Source organism: Allobosea sp., from assembly GCF_035999205.1.
In the GTDB taxonomy this organism is placed as follows: Bacteria; Pseudomonadota; Alphaproteobacteria; order Rhizobiales; family Beijerinckiaceae; genus Allobosea.
In genome coordinates, this window is sequence record NZ_DASYHA010000008.1 from 46,328 (window position 1) to 62,754 (window position 16,427).

Genomic DNA, 16,427 nt, shown 5'->3' on the forward strand with positions numbered 1-16,427 from the left:
ACCGCTTCGACGCCGGATCTCCTGAACCTTGAACCAAGGCGGAGATCCCTATGAACACCCACGCCAAGCCCCCCAAACGCAATAGCGACACCGCGCGCAATTTCGGCGCGCCGACCGGCGTCACCACCGGGCCGATCATCGGCTCGCGCAAGATCTATGTCCCGACGCCCCAGGACGCCTCGATCCGGGTGCCGTTCCGCGAGGTCCGGCTCTCGACCGATGCCGAGCCGCCGGTGCGCATCTACGACCCTTCCGGCCCCTATACCGAGAGCGACGCGAAGGTCGATCTGAATGCCGGCCTGCCGCAGCTCCGGCGCGACTGGCTCGCTGCCCGCGGCTTCGACAGCGTGCCGGGCCGTGCGGTGACGGCGGCCGACAATGGCAACATCTCGCCGGATCATCTCGTGCCGGCCTGCCCGGCCGAGCGCCCGGTGTTGCAGGCGCAGCCCGGCCAGATGACGACGCAGTACGAGTTCGCCCGCGCCGGCATCGTCACGCCCGAGATGATCTATGTCGCGCATCGGGAGAATCTCGGCCGCGCCGCCCTGCTGGAGGGCGCCAGGGAGCGCCATGCCGACGGCGAGAGTTTCGGCGCGAGCGTGCCGGAGTTCGTGACGCCGGAATTCGTCCGCGATGAGATTGCACGCGGGCGCGCCATCATCCCCGCCAACATCAACCACCCGGAACTGGAGCCGATGGCGATCGGCCGCAACTTCCTGGTCAAGATCAACGCCAATATCGGCAATTCGGCCGTCACCTCCGGCGCGGCCGAGGAGGTCGAGAAGCTGGTCTGGGCGATCCGCTGGGGCGCCGACACGGTGATGGACCTCTCCACCGGCCGCAACATCCACAACATCCGTTCCTGGATACTCAGAAACTCGCCTGTGCCGATCGGCACCGTGCCGATCTATCAGGCGCTGGAGAAGGTCGGCGGCGATCCGATCAAGCTCGACTGGGAGGTGTTCAAGGACACGCTGATCGAGCAGGCCGAGCAGGGCGTCGACTATTTCACCATCCATGCCGGCGTGCGCCTGCCTTACGTCCCGCTGACGGCCAATCGCGTCACCGGCATCGTCTCGCGCGGCGGCTCGATCATGGCGCGCTGGTGCCTCGCCCATCACCGCGAAAGCTTCCTCTACGAGCGTTTCGACGAGATCTGCGAGATCATGCGCCGCTACGACGTTTCGTTCTCGCTGGGCGACGGCCTGCGTCCGGGCTCGATCGCCGATGCCAATGACCGCGCCCAGTTCGCCGAGCTGGAGACGCTGGGCGAACTCACCAAGATCGCCTGGGACAAGGGCTGCCAGGTCATGATCGAGGGCCCCGGCCATGTGCCGATGCACAAGATCAAGGAGAACATGGACAAGCAGCTGCGCGAATGCGGCGAGGCGCCGTTCTACACCCTCGGACCGCTTACGACCGACATCGCGCCGGGCTACGACCACATCACCTCGGGCATCGGCGCGGCGATGATCGGCTGGTATGGCTGCGCCATGCTCTGCTACGTCACGCCGAAGGAGCATCTGGGTCTGCCCGACCGCGACGACGTCAAGACCGGCGTCATCACCTATCGCATCGCCGCCCATGCCGCCGATCTCGCCAAGGGCCATCCGGCCGCGAAGATCCGGGACGATGCGCTCTCCCGCGCCCGTTTCGACTTCCGCTGGGAGGACCAGTTCAACCTGGCGCTCGACCCCGACACGGCGCGCGAGTTCCATGACGAAACGCTGCCGAAGGACGCCCACAAGGTCGCGCATTTCTGCTCGATGTGCGGGCCGAAATTCTGCTCGATGAAGATCACGCAGGACCTGCGGGCCGAGGTTCTGGCGATGAGCGACAACGAGCGCGCCAGTCTCGAAGCCATGGCTGCCGAAGGTATGGCGGCGAAGTCGCAGGAATTCCTCGACAAGGGCGGCAGCATCTATCTACCTGCGGCGGAATGAACGCCCTTCAGCACAGCCTCGACGCCGCGACGGTCGCAGGCGTCATCGCGCGGGTGGCCGAGCGCCGCCCGCGCATCCATTGCCTGACGAACACGGTGGCGCAGAACATCACCGCCAACATGCTGCTCGCCTTCGGCGCGGTTCCCTCGATGGCAAGCCATCCCGACGAGGTCGCGGCCGTGGCGGCCGGCGCCGGCGCGATCCTGATCAATCTCGGCACGCTCAGCCTGGAGGGCGAGCGCGCCGTGCCGAGGCTGCTGGAGGTCGCGCGCGAGCACCGCAAGCCGCTGGTGCTCGATCCTGTCTTCGTGGAGCTTTCGCCCTTGCGCATGCGCCTGGCCGAGGAGGCGCTGCGCCTGCCCGGCATCGTCGTGCGCGGCAATGCGGCGGAGATGCAGGCACTTGAACCAAGGTTGGCATTGGCGCCCAGCGCCACCCGCGTGACCACCGGGCGGATCGACCGGATCGAGGGGCCTGGCGGGTGGATGGACATCGCGCATGGCGACCCGTTGATGACGAAGGTCACGGGGCTCGGTTGCGCCTCCAGCGCTCTGGTGGCGGCCTGCTGCGCCGTCGAGGATGACCTCGTGCTTGCTGCGGGCGCGGCGCTGACGGCCTATGGTATAGCGGGCGAGATCGCTGCCGAGCGCTCCGCTGGACCCGGCAGCTTCGCGATGCATCTCGTCGATTCGCTGGCGGGGCTCGGCGACGTGGCGCTTCGGGCACGCATGGGCTGAAATCGTAGTGCTCTGGCCCAGCGGCTCTTCCGCATCGGGCCCGAATCCATCACACTCCAAGCTCGATGCGGGTCTCCCTGTTCAAGCGCACGCCCGATCCCGACCGGATCGAGGTTCGTCATGGCGGCATGCTCTACCCGGTGACGGTGAAGCGGCGTTCGAGCGCGCGCCGGATGACCTTGCGCGTTTCGCAGGCGACCGGCGAAATCACCCTGACCTTGCCGGAGCGCGCCGATTTTGCCGCCGGGCGGATCTTCGCCGAGAACCATGGCGGCTGGATCGCGGCGCGGGTCGCCAAGCGCCCGCTCTCCGTGCCGTTCGAACCCGGTGAGATGGTGCCTTTCCGGGGCACGCCGCACCGCATCGTGCACTGGTCGAAGGCCCGTGGCGTGACCCATGCTACGGTCGATCCCGACGGCGCGCCGATCCTCGCGGTGGCGGGCGAGGGCGCCCATGTCTCGCGCCGGATCAAGGATTTCCTGCGCCGGGCCGCGCTGCAGGACCTCGAGGAAGCGGTGCGCCGGCATACGGCCGCGCTCGGCATCCCCGCCCGCAAGATCACGATCCGCGACACCACAAGCCGCTGGGGCTCCTGCTCCTCGCAGGGGCATCTGAATTTCTCCTGGCGGCTGATCCTCGCTCCGCCGCTGGTCCTCGATTATCTCGCCGCCCATGAGGTCGCCCACCTCAAGGAGATGAACCATTCCCATCGTTTCTGGGCACTGACGCACAGGCTTTGCCCGCGTACCGACGAGGCCGAGGCCTGGCTCAAGCGCCATGGCGCGGGGCTGCACGCCTACGGCTGAGCCTCGACAGCTTGCTTGCTCAGGCCTAGACAGCGCTGCCGTTCACGCAAGGCCGCCCGTCCATGAAGCTGCGCCCCGATACCCTGGCGATGACCGCCGTCCTCGCCATGCTGACGGCGCTCGGGCCGCTCTCGACCGATTTCTACCTGCCTTCCCTGCCCGACATCGTGCGGGTGATGCAGACCGATATCGCCGGTGCGCAGGCAACGCTCTCGGCCTTCCTGTTCGGCTTCGCAGGCGGCCAGATCCTGTGGGGGCCGCTCTCGGACAGGCTCGGCCGCAAGCCGGTGCTGCTGACCGGCCTCGGCATCTTCGTCTTGGCGACGCTCGCCTGCGCCTTCGCGCCTTCGATCGGCGCGCTCACCGCCGCCCGCGCCGTACAGGCGCTCGGCGCCTCCGGGCCGATCGTGCTCGGCCGCGCCATGGTGCGCGACCTCTACGAGGGGCCGCGCGCCGGCCAGGAACTCGCCCGCATGGGCATGATCATGGGGCTGGTGCCAGCGGTTGCGCCGGTCCTCGGCGGCGTGCTGCAGCAGGCCTTCGGCTGGCGCTCGACCTTCATCGCTTCGCTCGTCTTTGCCGCGGGGCTGGCCGCGGTGGTGATCTTCCTTTTGCCGGAAACGGTGCGGAGCCGCTCGCGCGAACCGCTGTCCTTCCTCGCCATCCTCCGCGGCTTCGGCACGCTGCTCGCGAACCGGGCGTTCCGCGTCTATGTCGCGCTGACCGCGCTCGCCTATGGTGGGCTCTTCGCCTTCATCTCAGGCTCGTCCTTCGTCCTGATCGGCATCCATGGCCTCACGCCGGTGCAGTACGGCCTGTCCTTCGCCTTCTGCGTGCTCGGCTTCATCCTCGGCACGATCATTGCGCAGCGTCTCGTCGCACGGCGCGGCATGGACGCTGTCATCGCGCTCGGCGTGCGCTGCCTGGCCGCGGGCGGGCTGGCCATGCTGATCTGCGTGTTGACGGGCTTCGGCGGTCCCTTTGGCGTCGTCGTGCCGATGGCGATCTATATTTGCGGTGTCGGCCTGACCATGCCGCAATCCCAGGCCTCGGCGATGATGCCCTTCCCGGACCGCGCCGGCGCGGCCTCCTCCTTCACCGGGCTTTGCCAGATGCTGTTCTCGGCCTGCGTCGGGCTTCTGGTCGGCCATGCGCTGAAAAGCGGGGCGCTGCCGCTGCCTCTGGTGGTCGCGGCGATCGGGGTCACGGCGCTCGTGCTGTTTCACGCGACGGTGCGGATCAGGGCGGCGAAGGTCTGAGACCAGTACTCCCCCAGCCTTCACCCTGAAACGGTCCGCAGGCCGTCTCGAAGGATGCTCCAGAAAGCTCCGGAACCGCCTGAAACATCCTTCGAGACGCCGCTGCGCGGCTCCTCGGGATGAGGGCTGAGGAGATGCGTGCCGAAGCCTGCTCTACCCGCCGAACAGGCGCTCCAGGAGGTTCTTCTGCTGCGGCGCCGGCTGCACCCAGGCACGGTCGCCCTCCGCGGTCTGCGTATTGGCGGGCGGTCGCATGCCGGCGACGGGTGCGCCACCATCGAAGATAGACTTCGGTGCGCCGTGCCAGAGGCCGCCAGGCAACGGTGCCGGCTGCATGCCGGCATGGGCGGCGCGCATGTACTTGGCCCAGATCTCGGCGGGCAAGCCACTGCCGAAGACACGCTTCATCGTGCTGTTGTCGTCATTGCCGACCCAGACGGCCGTCACCAGTCGCGCCGTGAAGCCGACGAACCAGGCATCACGGAAATCCTGCGTGGTGCCGGATTTCCCGCCGACCTCCCAGCCGGCAATGTTGGCCTTGCTGCCGGTACCGCTGGTCATGACCTCGTGGAACATGGCGTTCATCATCGAGAGGGTCTGCGGCTGAACCACCGTGCCGAAGCCGGCGCCCTTACGCGCATAGATGACCTTGCCCGACAGCGACTTCACCTCGCGGATGACATAGGGCAGCACAGCCTGGCCGCCATTGGCGAAGGTGGCATAGGCTGTGGTCAACTCGACCGGGGTGACCTCGGAGGTTCCGAGCGCCAGCGAGGGATTGGCCTGCAGTGCCGAGGAGATGCCGAGCCGCTGCGCGACCCGCACGGATTCGCGCGGCGTGACCTCCTGGTTCAGCTTCACCGGGACGGTGTTGAGCGAATGGGCGAAGGCGGTCTGCAGCGTCACCGGGCCGCGATAGGTCCGGCTGTTGTTCTCCGGCGTCCAGCCCTTGATCGTGACGGGGGAATCCTCGCGGATCGTGTCCGGCGTCATGCCCTGCTCGAGCGCGGCGAGATAGACGAAGGGCTTGAAGGCCGAGCCCGGCTGGCGCCTGGCCGCGGTCGCACGGTTGAACTGGCTCTTGGTGTAGTCGCGGCCGCCGATCAGCGCACGCAGCGCGCCGTCCGGCGCCATCGAGACCACCGCGCCCTGGCCGGCGTGGAGCTTGGCGCCCTGCGCGGCCAACGCCTCGACCAGGATCGTCTCGGCGGAGGCCTGCAGCTTGGTGTCGATCGTGGTCAGCACGGTCACATCACCCTCGACCGCGCCGATGAAGTCGTCGAGCACATCCATCACATAGTCGGCGGCGTAGTTCACCGAGCCGGCGCCGATGCGCTCCGTCGCTTCGGCGGGGGCGACCAGCGCCGTCTTGGCCGAGGCCTGCGAGATCAGCCCCTGCTCGGCCATCGCCGCGATCACGAGCTGGGCGCGCTTCTCGGCCGCTTCGGGGTTGCGGTTCGGTGCCAGCCGCGAGGGTGCCTGCACGAGCCCGGCGAGCATCGCCGCCTCGGCGATCGTGACCGAGCGCGCCGACTTGTTGAAGTAGCGCTGGGCGGCAGCCTCGACGCCATAGGCGCCGGAACCGAAATAGACCCGGTTGAGATAGAGCTCGAGGATCTGGTCCTTGGAATAGGTCCGCTCCAGCCAGAGCGCCAGGATGGCTTCCTGGATCTTGCGCGCGGCGGTGCGCTCCTGCGTCAGGAACAGGTTCTTGGCGAGCTGCTGGGTCAGCGTCGAGCCGCCCTGGACGCCGCCGCTGCGGCGCAGGTTGTTGACCACGGCGCGGGTCAGGCCGATCGGGTCGATGCCGAAATGCTCGTAGAAGCGCCGGTCCTCGATCGCGACGAAGGCCTTGGGCAGATAGGGCGGGATCTCACCGATGGTGATGGTGCGCCCGCCGGTTTCGCCGCGATTGGCCAGAAGCGAGCCGTCTGCCGCCAGGATCGCGATGTTCGGCGGCCGCTTCGGCACGGTGAGCTGGTTGATCGGCGGCAATTGCGCGGCGTGATAGGCGACGAGCCCGCCGACGCCGATGGCGCACCACAGCCCGAGCACCAGCGTCCAGTAGAACAACCCACCGAGGAACGAACGGCCCTTGCGTCCGCGCCTGCGGCCGCCACCGCTGCGCTTGTCGCGGCGGGGTGGGGTGCGCGGTTCCTTGCGCGGCGCCGCGCGCTGTCCGCGCAGGGTGCGATCATCGTCCGAGAGGCGCATGTCGAAATCGTCGCGGCTGTTGCCCCGTCCCTGTTCGAATGAGGGCTCGCGCCACTCGCCCCGTCCCATCCGGTCGCTCATCCTGATTCGTCACGCCACACGCCGCTGTTTCCGGTCGGTGCGGCAAAGCTCCACACATGAGTGAAACATGGCGCTTTTAAGGGGTGGTTAAGCCTGGCGCGGCCGATCAGATGGAAATGGTCGCGGCAACGTGAAGATGTTGCATTCCTGCAAGCGCTCTTCTGTCGCGTCCTCGTATTGCGAAGCCTGCGACAATCCGCCATCAGGCTTGAAAAGCCAGAGCAAGTGGAAACGCCAGGAAATCCCGGCCCGACACCGTAGAATCGTTCCAACCCGCAATCTGCATCCGAAAGAGAGACCCATGTCCGCCCTCGATTCCGTCAAGCGCTTCGATCCCTACTTCCTGGCACTGCTGCGGATATTCTCGGCCCTCAGCTTCATCTCGCATGGCACGCAGAAGATCTTCGCCTTCCCGGCGGCGCCCTCCTGGGGCATGCCCGCCGCCTTCTCGCTGCCCTGGACGGCCGGCTGGATCGAGATCATCGGCGGCGCGCTCGTGCTGGTCGGCTTCATGACGCGCCCGGCCGCCTTCATCCTCTCCGGCCTGATGGCCGTCGCCTACTGGATGGCGCATGGCTCGAAGGGCTTCTATCCCCTGCTGAACGGCGGCGAGGCCGCGATGCTGTTCTGCTTCATCTTCCTCTACATCTTCGCAGCGGGCCCGGGCGCCTTCAGCGTGGACGGTCTCCGGCGCCGCGCCTGACGCCAGGCCGCAGCGACCGAAAAGAGAAAGGCCCGCCATCCCTGGGGATGGCGGGCCTTTTCATTGCAGCGCTATTGCCGACTTCAGACCGAGGCCGAGATCCAGCGCGACAGGTCGCTCTTCGGCGCGGCGCCGACCTTCTGCGAGGCCAGCTTGCCGTCCTTGAACAGCATCAGGGTCGGGATCGAGCGGATGCCGAACTGGGCGGGAATCGCCTGGTTCTCGTCGACATTCATCTTCACGATCTTGACCTTGCCGTTCATCTCGCCGGCGATCTCCTCGAGCGCCGGTCCGATCATGCGGCAGGGGCCGCACCATTCGGCCCAGAAATCGACCACGACCGGTTCGCTCGACTTGAGGACATCGGCCTCGAAGCTCGCATCGGTCACCTTGCTCGTCGCCATGGCATCTCGCCTTTCATGATGTGTGGCGGCAGCGCCGCCTTCGCCGGGAAAGCTATGAATGCGTCGGGTCCGGGTCAAGGCGCGTCCGATGTGGGGGCGGCTCTGTCCCCATCACATGCGTGGGAGGGCGTCACGGGCCGCCGGAGACCAGGCTCGCACCGACATTGATCGCCAGCGCGAGGATGCTGGTGTTGAAGATGAAGGCAAGGATCGAGTGGATCAGCACGAGTCTGCGGGCCTGCCGGGTGGTGACTCCCACATCCGAGGTCTGCGAAGTGCAGCCGATCGTGTAGGCGAAATAGAGGAAATCGACATAGTCCGGGTCGTGCTGGCCGGGAAAGTCCAGGCAGGGCTCCTTCGCCGTCCGGGCGTAATACACCCCGGCGTAATGCAGCGTGAAGAAGGCGTGCAACAGCGTCCATGAGCACAGGATCGTCAAGCCGCCAAGCGCCAGGTGCAGGCCTCGCTGGTCTGCCGGCACATTTCCGATGTCTGCGAGCTGGAGGCCGATCGCCGCGATGCTGGCCATGGCCGCGAGGCAGGCGATCACCAGGATCGCGGCGGCGCCCTCGTCCTGGCGCTCGGCGCGAGCCCTGATCTGCGCGACGGATTCCTGCAGCATCGTCGTCGACAGCATGGCGAGATACAGCACCGCCCCGGCATCCCAGGCGATCATCAGCCGTGTCGTCCAGCGCCAGTCCCCCGGCAGCGCCAGCACAAGCACGGTGGCGGCGACGAGGGTCCACATCAGGCGCGGCCGCAGCAGTAGCGAGCGCGGCAGCAGTCTCATGGCGCGTCGCTGAGCATCGCGCTCCTCCCTGTTTCGGGGGGCGGCGTACCGGCCGCGCCGAGCCGGGCCATGACGGCGTCAAGTCGGTCGGGAGCCGGCTCCAGCCGGGTCAGCGTCGCCGTATAGACCAGGAGCGCACGCACGGACCGGCCGGGATAGATCCGCGCGATCAGCGCACGGTAGACCGCAAGCTGCGCCAGCGTGGTGTCCGGGATCGCCTCGACGTCGCGCGGCGGACGCGCCGTCGTCTTGAAATCGGCGATCACGACCTCGTCCGCCGTGACTGCCAGCCGGTCGATCTGGCCGGAGACGGGGCGCCTTTCGCCGTCGCCCAGCTCGACCGTCCCGGCGATCGGCACTTCCGCGAGCGAGCCCCGTCCGAACAGCCCGGCAAGGGCGGGGTCGGCGAGCAGAGCCAGGGCATCGGCGATGATCGCTTCGCGCTTCGCCGCCGCGACCGCGCCGGCGCGCGCCTGACCCAGTGCCTGCGCCACGGGCAGGCGCTGGGCGGCCGCGATGACCGGCAGCATCTGCAGGAGCAGATGGGCGAAGCGACCTGCGGCGGCGGCCTCCGCGAGGAACGGGCCATCGACCGGCCGGTCCGGCGCATCAGCCGCGGAGAGAGCGCTGGACGGCTTCAGCGGCGGGGCCGGCTCGGCCTCGCGCGGCGGCGGTGTCCGCAACCAACCGGGGATCGGTGAGGCAGCTGCTGCCGCAGTCCGCGCCTCGACCGCCTGGGGCTGCGGCGGCGACACCATGAAGCGCCGGGTCGCACTCTCGCCCTCACCGAGCTCCGCAAGGCCGGTCGCTGAGGCGGCAAGCCCGGCCTCGACCATCGCGTACCAGCTTCCCGCGGGCGCCTCGCCCTTGGCCTGCGTGCCGCAGACGATCAGCCGGTCCTCGGCCCGCGTCATTGCCACATACAGCAGCCGGTGATGCTCCTCGACCATCTGGGCGACGATCCGCGCCTTCGCGGCTGCGGTCGCATTGGCATCCTCCGCACTCGCCGGCGGCCAGATCGGCACCGCCTGGCGGCGTGGCGGCTCGATCGCCATGATCTTGGGCAGGCGCTTGGCGCCCGGCGCCGGCGCGAGGTCGGCGAGGATGACGACCTTCGCCTCCAGCCCCTTCGAGCCATGCACCGTCATGACGCGGACCTCGCCGGCACTCGACGACAGGTCGCGTTTCACATCGGTGGCACTGTCGCCGATATGCTGCAGGAAACCGGCGAGCGAGGGGCCGTAGCGGCGTTCATGATCGAGCGCGGCGGAGAGGAAGGCGTCGAGCGCGTCTCCGGCCTCGGCGCCGAGACGGGCCAAGGCGAGGTTGCGCCCGCCACCCGGCCCGAGCAGCCCGGCGAAGAAGCGGAATGGCCCGCTGCGGCCGGCCTCCGCCGCGAGTTCCGTGAGTTGCCTTTCGACGGCCGCATAGCGCGGCACCGACGCCGCAGCGTCCCGAAGCGCTGCACGCAATGATCCCGGCCGCCCCGGCGCCAGCCGCAGCAGGTCGTCGTCGTCGAGCCCGATCAGCGGCGTCTTCAGCGCGGTCGCCAGCGTCAGGTCGTCCTCGGGCAGCAGCAGGGCCCGGCCGAGCACGACGAGGTCTTCAACCGCGGGATGCTCCGCGAGTGTCAGCCGATCCCGGCCCGTTACCGGAACGTCCGCATCCTTCAGCGCCTTGACGATGTTCTCGAACAGCGCGCCGCGCTGACGCAGAAGGATCATGACATCGCCGGGTGAGAAGGGGTTGCCGAGGTCGTCCAATCCCCCGCGCTTCCACTCGCTTAGTGTCGTCGCGATGCGTTGGGCGAGCTTGGCGGTGCCGCTGCGCCGTCCCGGTGCATCGACCGGCGTCGTCCAGGCATCGGGCGGCTCGCCGGTATCATTGGCGCAGAGCGGCCAGAGATCGACGCTGCCCGCAGCGCCGCGACGTACCGTGTCGTGCGTCTCCGGCCTGTCCGAACCGTCGAAGACCAGCCCGCGCGCATGCTCCGGCAGGGCGAAGACCGCATCCACCGCCTGCATGATGTCGGGCGCCGAGCGGAAGGAGGTGTTGAGGCTGATCGGCTCGAAGCGTTGGTCTGCCTCCGTGATGCGCTGTCCGAGCTGCCGCTTCTGCTCGTTGAAGGCCGCGGGTGCTGCCCCTTGGAAGCCGTAGATCGACTGCTTTTCGTCTCCGACGACGAAGACGGTTCGGGGCTTCGGGCTGTCCTTGCGCCCGCTTTCGCCCGCGCTGAATTCCTCGGCCAGCTTGCGCAGGATAGCCCATTGCGCCTCGCTGGTATCCTGCGCCTCGTCGAGCAGGATGTGGTCGATCCCGGCATCGAGCTTGTAGAGCACCCAGGCGGACTCGACCCGCGTCAGCAGCGAGCGCGTCTTCGCGATCAGGTCGTCATAGTCGAGCAGCGAGCGCTCGCTCTTCTGGCGCTGATAGGAGGCGAGCATCCGCGTCACCAGCAGCGCCAGCGCGTGGCTGCGGTCGCGGATCGCGATGGCATTGAGCTGGTCGGCCGCCGCGAGCAGGAGGTCCGCGAGGTCGTCGAGCACCGCCAGCAGGCCCGCTTCGAACTCCGACTTGCCCTTGCCCCGGATGTTGACGTTGATCGTCCCGGCATCGGTGATGAAGCCGCGCCGGCAGAAGGCGACCGGCGCGCCGTCGTCCTGTCCGGCCAGCAGGGTGCGTAGCGTTGCGGCGAAGTTCTGCCGGGTCTGGCTGCCGCCCTGGAGCGCCTCGATCAGCGCGCCGAGCCCGGCCAGATCCATCAGGTCGCGCCGGAAGCCGGCCTCGACCGCAGCCGCGGTCAGGTCGGGCGCAATCCCCAGCACTGCCGCGATGCCGTCGCGCATCTCGCTCGCGTCGCGGGCGCGCCCGTCGCCGTCATTGAACAGGGCGCGCTGGCGCAGCGCCTCCTGCATCATCGCATCGAAGGTGTCCTGCGCGGCCTGGCGGGCAAGCAGGTCGAGCGCCGTGGCTTCAGCCCCATGCGGATCGGCGGCGACCGCCATCAGCAGTTCGCGCCGCGCCTCGCGCAGCATCTCCGCCTGGGCAAGGTCGTCGGCGACCTCGAAGCGCGGCGGCACATTTGCCTCGAAGGGGGCCGATTGCAGCACGCGCGTGCAGAAGGCGTGGATCGTCTCGATCTTGAGCCCGCCCGGCGTCTCTAGTGCCTGCGCGAACAGCCGCCGTGCGGCAGCTCGCTGATCGGCCGATGGCGCCTCGCCGGTCAGTTTCGCCAGCGCCTCGATCAGCGCCGGTTCGGGCAATGTCGCCCAGGCGCTCAGCGCCGCGAAGACGCGGTTCGCCATGTTGGCGGCGGCGGCCTTGGTGTAGGTGATGCAGAGCAGCCGGCTCGGCGCGACGCCGTCGAGCAGCAGCCGCAGCACGCGGTTGACCAGCACATGCGTCTTGCCCGAGCCGGCATTGGCCGAGACCCAGGCGCTGAGGCGCGGATGGGCCGCCAGCGCCTGGCGCTGGTTCGTCAATGGCGGGACGATCCAGCCTGCCTTCACGCCTCGCCTCCCTCGTCGCTCTCGGAGGCGGCGGCCCATTCCTTGACCCGTGCGAGATGGTCGTAAGGGCTGGCGTAGCGGATGTAGTCCGGCGCCCGCCGCGAGACGAAGGCTTCCCGGCCGCTGCGCAGCGCATCGAGATGCGCGAGCAGGCGGTCGAGATGCCGCGCGGCGACATCGGCCAGCGGCTCGCCGTCGAAATCGAGCGGCTTGTCCTTGGCCCAGCCCTTCGGATCATGATGCAGCTTGAGATAGAGCAGTGCCCCGACCGGGGTCGGGCCCGCCAGGGGCGGGAAGCCCGCCCGTGCCGCGAGTTCCGCCTCCAGCGTCAATTGCGGCGCAAAGCCCTTCTCGACCTGCGCCTTGCTCGGCGGCGCGCCGGTCTTGAAGTCGATGATGCGCAAGCGCGGTTCGCGCGTCAGCTCGATCCTGTCGGCCCGGCCGCTGAGCCGGAAGCGGGCTCCGTCGCCGAGAGCGAAATCAGTCCCCGTACCGAGCTCGACGCCGATCCGTGCCAACTCGTCCCGCCGCCGCTCCTCCCAGCCGATGAAATGCCCAGCCGTGATCAGGAAGCGCGGCCACCAGAAGGCGCGGACCTCCGGCGCGTCGTCGAACTGGCGGAACTTCGCCGCGGCGATCTCGATCAGGCGCGCTAGCGCATCGGCCGGCAATTGCTCGGGATAGGTCAGGGCGAAATCCGCGACGATGTCGTGCAGCAGGTTGCCGCGATCCTGCGCGCTCGGATCCTCGATCAGCGCGTCGAGCGCATCGAGCTTCAGGATCTTGCGGGCGTGGATCTGGTAGGGGTCGCGATAGAGCGTCTCGACATCGGTGACGCTGAGCGAGAGCGGCTGCAGCGCGCGCGGCGGCTTGGGTGCCGGCCGCGCCACGGGGCGGACCGATGCAGGGGCGGAGAGCGCTGCGGCGAACTGCGTCAGCCGCTCGCCACGTGCGATCGCCTGCGCCCACACCGCATCGGGCGTCACCGCCTTCAGCCTCTGCCAGAAGCGTGAGGCGATGGTCTCGGCCTCGCCGGCCTTGCGGGCGCGGGTCAGTGTCACGCGCTGCGCGCCGAGCGCCTGCACGAAGTCATGCGCCGTCTGGCCGATGCGCCGTTCCGGCGGCGACAGGCCGAGCTCGGCCCGCATCGGCCGGTTCAGGAAGGAGTCGGTCTTCGTCTCGGGTGGCCAGACGGTCTCGTTGAGCCCGCCGAGCACGACATGGTCGGCTTCGAGCAGGCGTGCTTCGAGCAGGCCCCAGATCTTGACGCGGGGATGGCCGCCGCCGGCTCGCTGCACCACGCGTTCGGCGAGCAGCCCGTCGAGGATGGCGATGAAGTCGGCCGGCCGGCCGCCCGGCGGCATGTCCACCTGCGCCGCGCCGAGATCGTCGAACAAGCCCGCCAGCGCCTCGCCGTCAGGCCCGGTGAAGGCACGGGCATGGCCATCCTCGTCGCGGCTGACGGCGTCCAGGGCCGCCCTGGCCGCACGCGTCACCCCCGCCAGCGAGGGCTCCTGCAGGAAGAGTGCCTCCAGCAACGGCGACAGCGCGCCAGCGAGGCCATCCAGCACGGCGGTCGCAGCCGCCTGGTCGCTTTCGTTCAGCCGTCGACGCGGGCCCGGGGCATGGCGGGCGTCGCGCTGCTCGCTCCATTGAGCGAGGCTTTGATGCAGCCCCGCCAGCCCCTTGCCGACGGCGACGCCGCGCCAGAGCCCGATCTCCAGCGCCGAGGCACCACGCTCGACCAGAGGCCGCGCCAGGCCGAGCCGGCAGAGTGGATGCGCCAGCAACGGCACCAGCGCGGCCGGCGTCATTTGCGCCAGGGCAGCCTCGAGGACGAGCCGCAGCAGCGATCCGGCCGGCCAGCGCGCCAGAGGCAGCCCGGCGGAATCGTCGACCTCGACGCCCCAGCGCTTGAGCTCGACGGTGACGCGTTCGGCGAGCCCCCGATCCGGCGTGATCAGCGCCGCCTGCCGGCCGGGTTCCTCCAGCGTCTCGCGCAGCGCGATCGCCACCGCCAGGGCCTCCTGCCGCTCGTCGGCGGCTTCCACCAGCCGCAGATCGGCGAAGGCCTGCGCGGCCTCGTCATGTGCGAGCCTTTCGCTCAGATCGGCCCAGCTCTGGGTAGCGGAGGCTGGCAACAGGGCTTCGCGCAGGATCCGCGAGCGGGCGGTGCGCGCCGCATCGGGGGCCGCCAGGCTGCGAATGTCGTCGCGCGTCGCCTGCAGCGTCTCCAGCAGCTGGTGCAGCGCCGCCTGCGGATGCGAGGGAGCGGGTTCGTCGGCGATCGCGTTCCAGGGGGCTTCGGGCAAATCGAGAGCGATACCCGGCAGCACGACGGCGCCGTTCGGCAGGCGTGCGATCGCCGCCAGCAGCCTAGCCGTGGCCGGCACCGTGCCGGTCGAGCCCGCGGCAATGATCGGCCCCGTGACGGCGCCCGACAGCAGCCGCTCGCGCTCGGCCGCGAGCATGCGGTTGCGGAAATCGGCGGGATCGCAGGCGCCACGTTCTTTGAGGATCTCCGGCCAGGCCTCGCCGAGAATGGCGAGGAAGCTGGCGTTGAGCTGCCAGATCCGGTCGAAGCGCGCAGCGTCCAGCTTCGTCAGGCGCTCGATGGCGACGCCCTCGGTCTGCATCTGGTCGAGCAGCGTGGCGAGGTCGCCTGCCAACCCATACGCCTCGGCCAAGGTCGCCGGCACCAGCGACGGCTCCGACGGATCGAGTCTGAGATGGCTGCGATTGGCGTTGCGGCCCCAGGCATCGACGAGCCGGGTCAGCAGCATGCGCCGCGCCAGCGGATCGATCGGTCCAAGTCGCTCCTGCGTCCAGGCGCCGGCGCCGATCAGGGCGGTCTCGGCCTCGTCGACATCGCCGAGCGGCATGATGCGCGGCAGCAGCAGCGGCTTTCCGTCGAGCTTGTCCGAGAGGCAGGCGGCGAAGGCGCGGGCCGCCCGTCGCGTCGGCAGGTAGAGCGTTGCCCGCGCCATCGCGGCGGGGTCGGCGGGATCATGAACCGGCCCGAAACGGCCCTCGAGCATCGCCTGCGCCAAGACGTCCAGGAAGGGAGCGCCGGCCGGGATGGTGAAGAGGTTCAGCTCAGGCATGGACCCGATTGGCCGCAGCGAAGGCGGCCTCTGCCGGCGCGATCGCCTCGGGCGTGCCGACATGCAGCCACTGGCCTTCGAGGACGAGGCCGTGCAGCCGGTCCGCCGCGATCGCGCGGTCGAACAGCAAATTGAGCGAGAACGGGCCCTCGGGCGTGTCGGAAAACAGCGTGGGCTTCATGATGGCAACGCCGGCATAGACGTAAGGTGCGCTTTCGGCGCTGCCACGGCGCGTCAGCAGTCCCTCGTCGTCGCGGAAGAAGTCGCCACGGCCATCGAAGCCGACGCTGTCCTCGCGGCGGGCCAGCAGCAGCAGCATGTCCATCCGACCGGCGTCCCAGGCCTGCGCCATTGCACTCATGTTTGAGCGTTCGGTCTCGCTCCAGAGCGAATCGGAATTGACGTGGAAGAAGGGCTCCTGGCCCAGCAGGGGCAACGCCTTCTTCACGCCGCCGCCCGTTTCCAGAAGCTGCGCCCGCTCGTCGGAGATCGTCACGCGCGGCGATTGCCGCTCCGCGAGGTGGTTCTCGATCTGCGCGGCGAGGTGGTGGACATTGACGACTGCCTGCTCGACCCCGGCTTCGGCGAGCCGGTCGAGCGCATGGTCGAGCATCGCCTTGCCGCCGATCGCGACGAGCGGCTTGGGCAGCGTGTCGGTGATCGGGCGCATGCGCTGGCCGAGTCCCGCCGCCAGAACCATGGCACGGCGGATCGGTCGAAAGCTGGCCTGCGTCACGCGAATCTCCCGGCTGCGAGCGAGCCTGTTTCATAGCGCGTCATGGTCGGGCTTGTCCCGACCATCCACGTCTTCCTTCGGCGAGACCTGTGTCCAAGGCGTGGACGCTTGCCACAATAGCGAGCATGACGGGGTGCCGAA

At 69.0% G+C, this 16,427-nt stretch carries 11 protein-coding genes; 5 read left to right on the forward strand and 6 right to left on the reverse strand.

Annotated elements, in window-relative coordinates; all coding sequences use genetic code 11:
- The first annotated feature begins 50 nt into the window (after positions 1–50).
- The 4 genes from thiC (at position 51) to VGN82_RS01480 (ending at position 4,745) form a co-directional block, all read left to right on the forward strand.
- On the forward strand, positions 51–1,943 hold the full coding sequence (gene thiC / locus VGN82_RS01465; RefSeq protein ID WP_327525206.1) for a phosphomethylpyrimidine synthase ThiC: 1,893 nt from the start codon (positions 51–53) through the stop codon (positions 1,941–1,943).
- Positions 1,940–2,680 carry a hydroxyethylthiazole kinase gene (locus VGN82_RS01470; RefSeq protein ID WP_327525207.1) on the forward strand — a complete coding sequence of 247 codons (741 nt, stop codon included), beginning with the start codon at positions 1,940–1,942 and terminating at the stop codon, positions 2,678–2,680. The genes thiC and VGN82_RS01470 overlap by 4 nt, the downstream gene beginning before the upstream one ends.
- A gap of 65 nt (positions 2,681–2,745) precedes the next feature.
- Positions 2,746–3,486 carry a M48 family metallopeptidase gene (locus VGN82_RS01475; protein WP_327525208.1) on the forward strand — a complete coding sequence of 247 codons (741 nt, stop codon included), beginning with the start codon at positions 2,746–2,748 and terminating at the stop codon, positions 3,484–3,486.
- 62 nt (positions 3,487–3,548) lie between these two features.
- Complete coding sequence (locus VGN82_RS01480) at positions 3,549–4,745, forward strand: multidrug effflux MFS transporter (RefSeq protein WP_327525209.1); 1,197 nt, start codon at positions 3,549–3,551, stop codon at positions 4,743–4,745.
- 153 nt (positions 4,746–4,898) lie between these two features.
- Here the strand turns inward: VGN82_RS01480 and VGN82_RS01485 are convergent, their stop codons facing one another.
- On the reverse strand, positions 4,899–7,040 hold the full coding sequence (locus tag VGN82_RS01485; RefSeq protein ID WP_414644171.1) for a transglycosylase domain-containing protein: 2,142 nt from the start codon (positions 7,038–7,040) through the stop codon (positions 4,899–4,901).
- A 301-nt stretch (positions 7,041–7,341) separates the two neighbouring features.
- Between VGN82_RS01485 and VGN82_RS01490 the strand changes: the two genes are divergently transcribed.
- Positions 7,342–7,743: a DoxX family protein gene (locus VGN82_RS01490; RefSeq protein ID WP_327525210.1), complete on the forward strand. Its 402-nt coding sequence runs from the start codon at positions 7,342–7,344 to the stop codon at positions 7,741–7,743.
- An 83-nt stretch (positions 7,744–7,826) separates the two neighbouring features.
- Here VGN82_RS01490 and trxA read toward each other — a convergent pair whose 3' ends face one another.
- The 5 genes from trxA to VGN82_RS01515 form a co-directional block, all read right to left on the reverse strand.
- Positions 7,827–8,147, reverse strand: a complete 321-nt coding sequence (trxA, locus tag VGN82_RS01495) for a thioredoxin (protein WP_327525211.1) — start codon at positions 8,145–8,147, stop codon at positions 7,827–7,829.
- A 130-nt stretch (positions 8,148–8,277) separates the two neighbouring features.
- On the reverse strand, positions 8,278–8,937 hold the full coding sequence (locus VGN82_RS01500; protein WP_327525212.1) for a DUF1345 domain-containing protein: 660 nt from the start codon (positions 8,935–8,937) through the stop codon (positions 8,278–8,280).
- Complete coding sequence (gene addA, locus VGN82_RS01505) at positions 8,934–12,446, reverse strand: double-strand break repair helicase AddA (protein WP_327525213.1); 3,513 nt, start codon at positions 12,444–12,446, stop codon at positions 8,934–8,936. The genes VGN82_RS01500 and addA overlap by 4 nt, the downstream gene beginning before the upstream one ends.
- On the reverse strand, positions 12,443–15,550 hold the full coding sequence (gene addB, locus VGN82_RS01510; protein WP_327525214.1) for a double-strand break repair protein AddB: 3,108 nt from the start codon (positions 15,548–15,550) through the stop codon (positions 12,443–12,445). Before addB ends, addA begins: the two co-directional genes overlap by 4 nt.
- On the reverse strand, positions 15,543–16,250 hold the full coding sequence (locus VGN82_RS01515; RefSeq protein WP_327525301.1) for a nucleotidyltransferase family protein: 708 nt from the start codon (positions 16,248–16,250) through the stop codon (positions 15,543–15,545). The genes addB and VGN82_RS01515 overlap by 8 nt, the downstream gene beginning before the upstream one ends.
- Between the last annotated feature and the right edge of the window lie 177 nt (positions 16,251–16,427).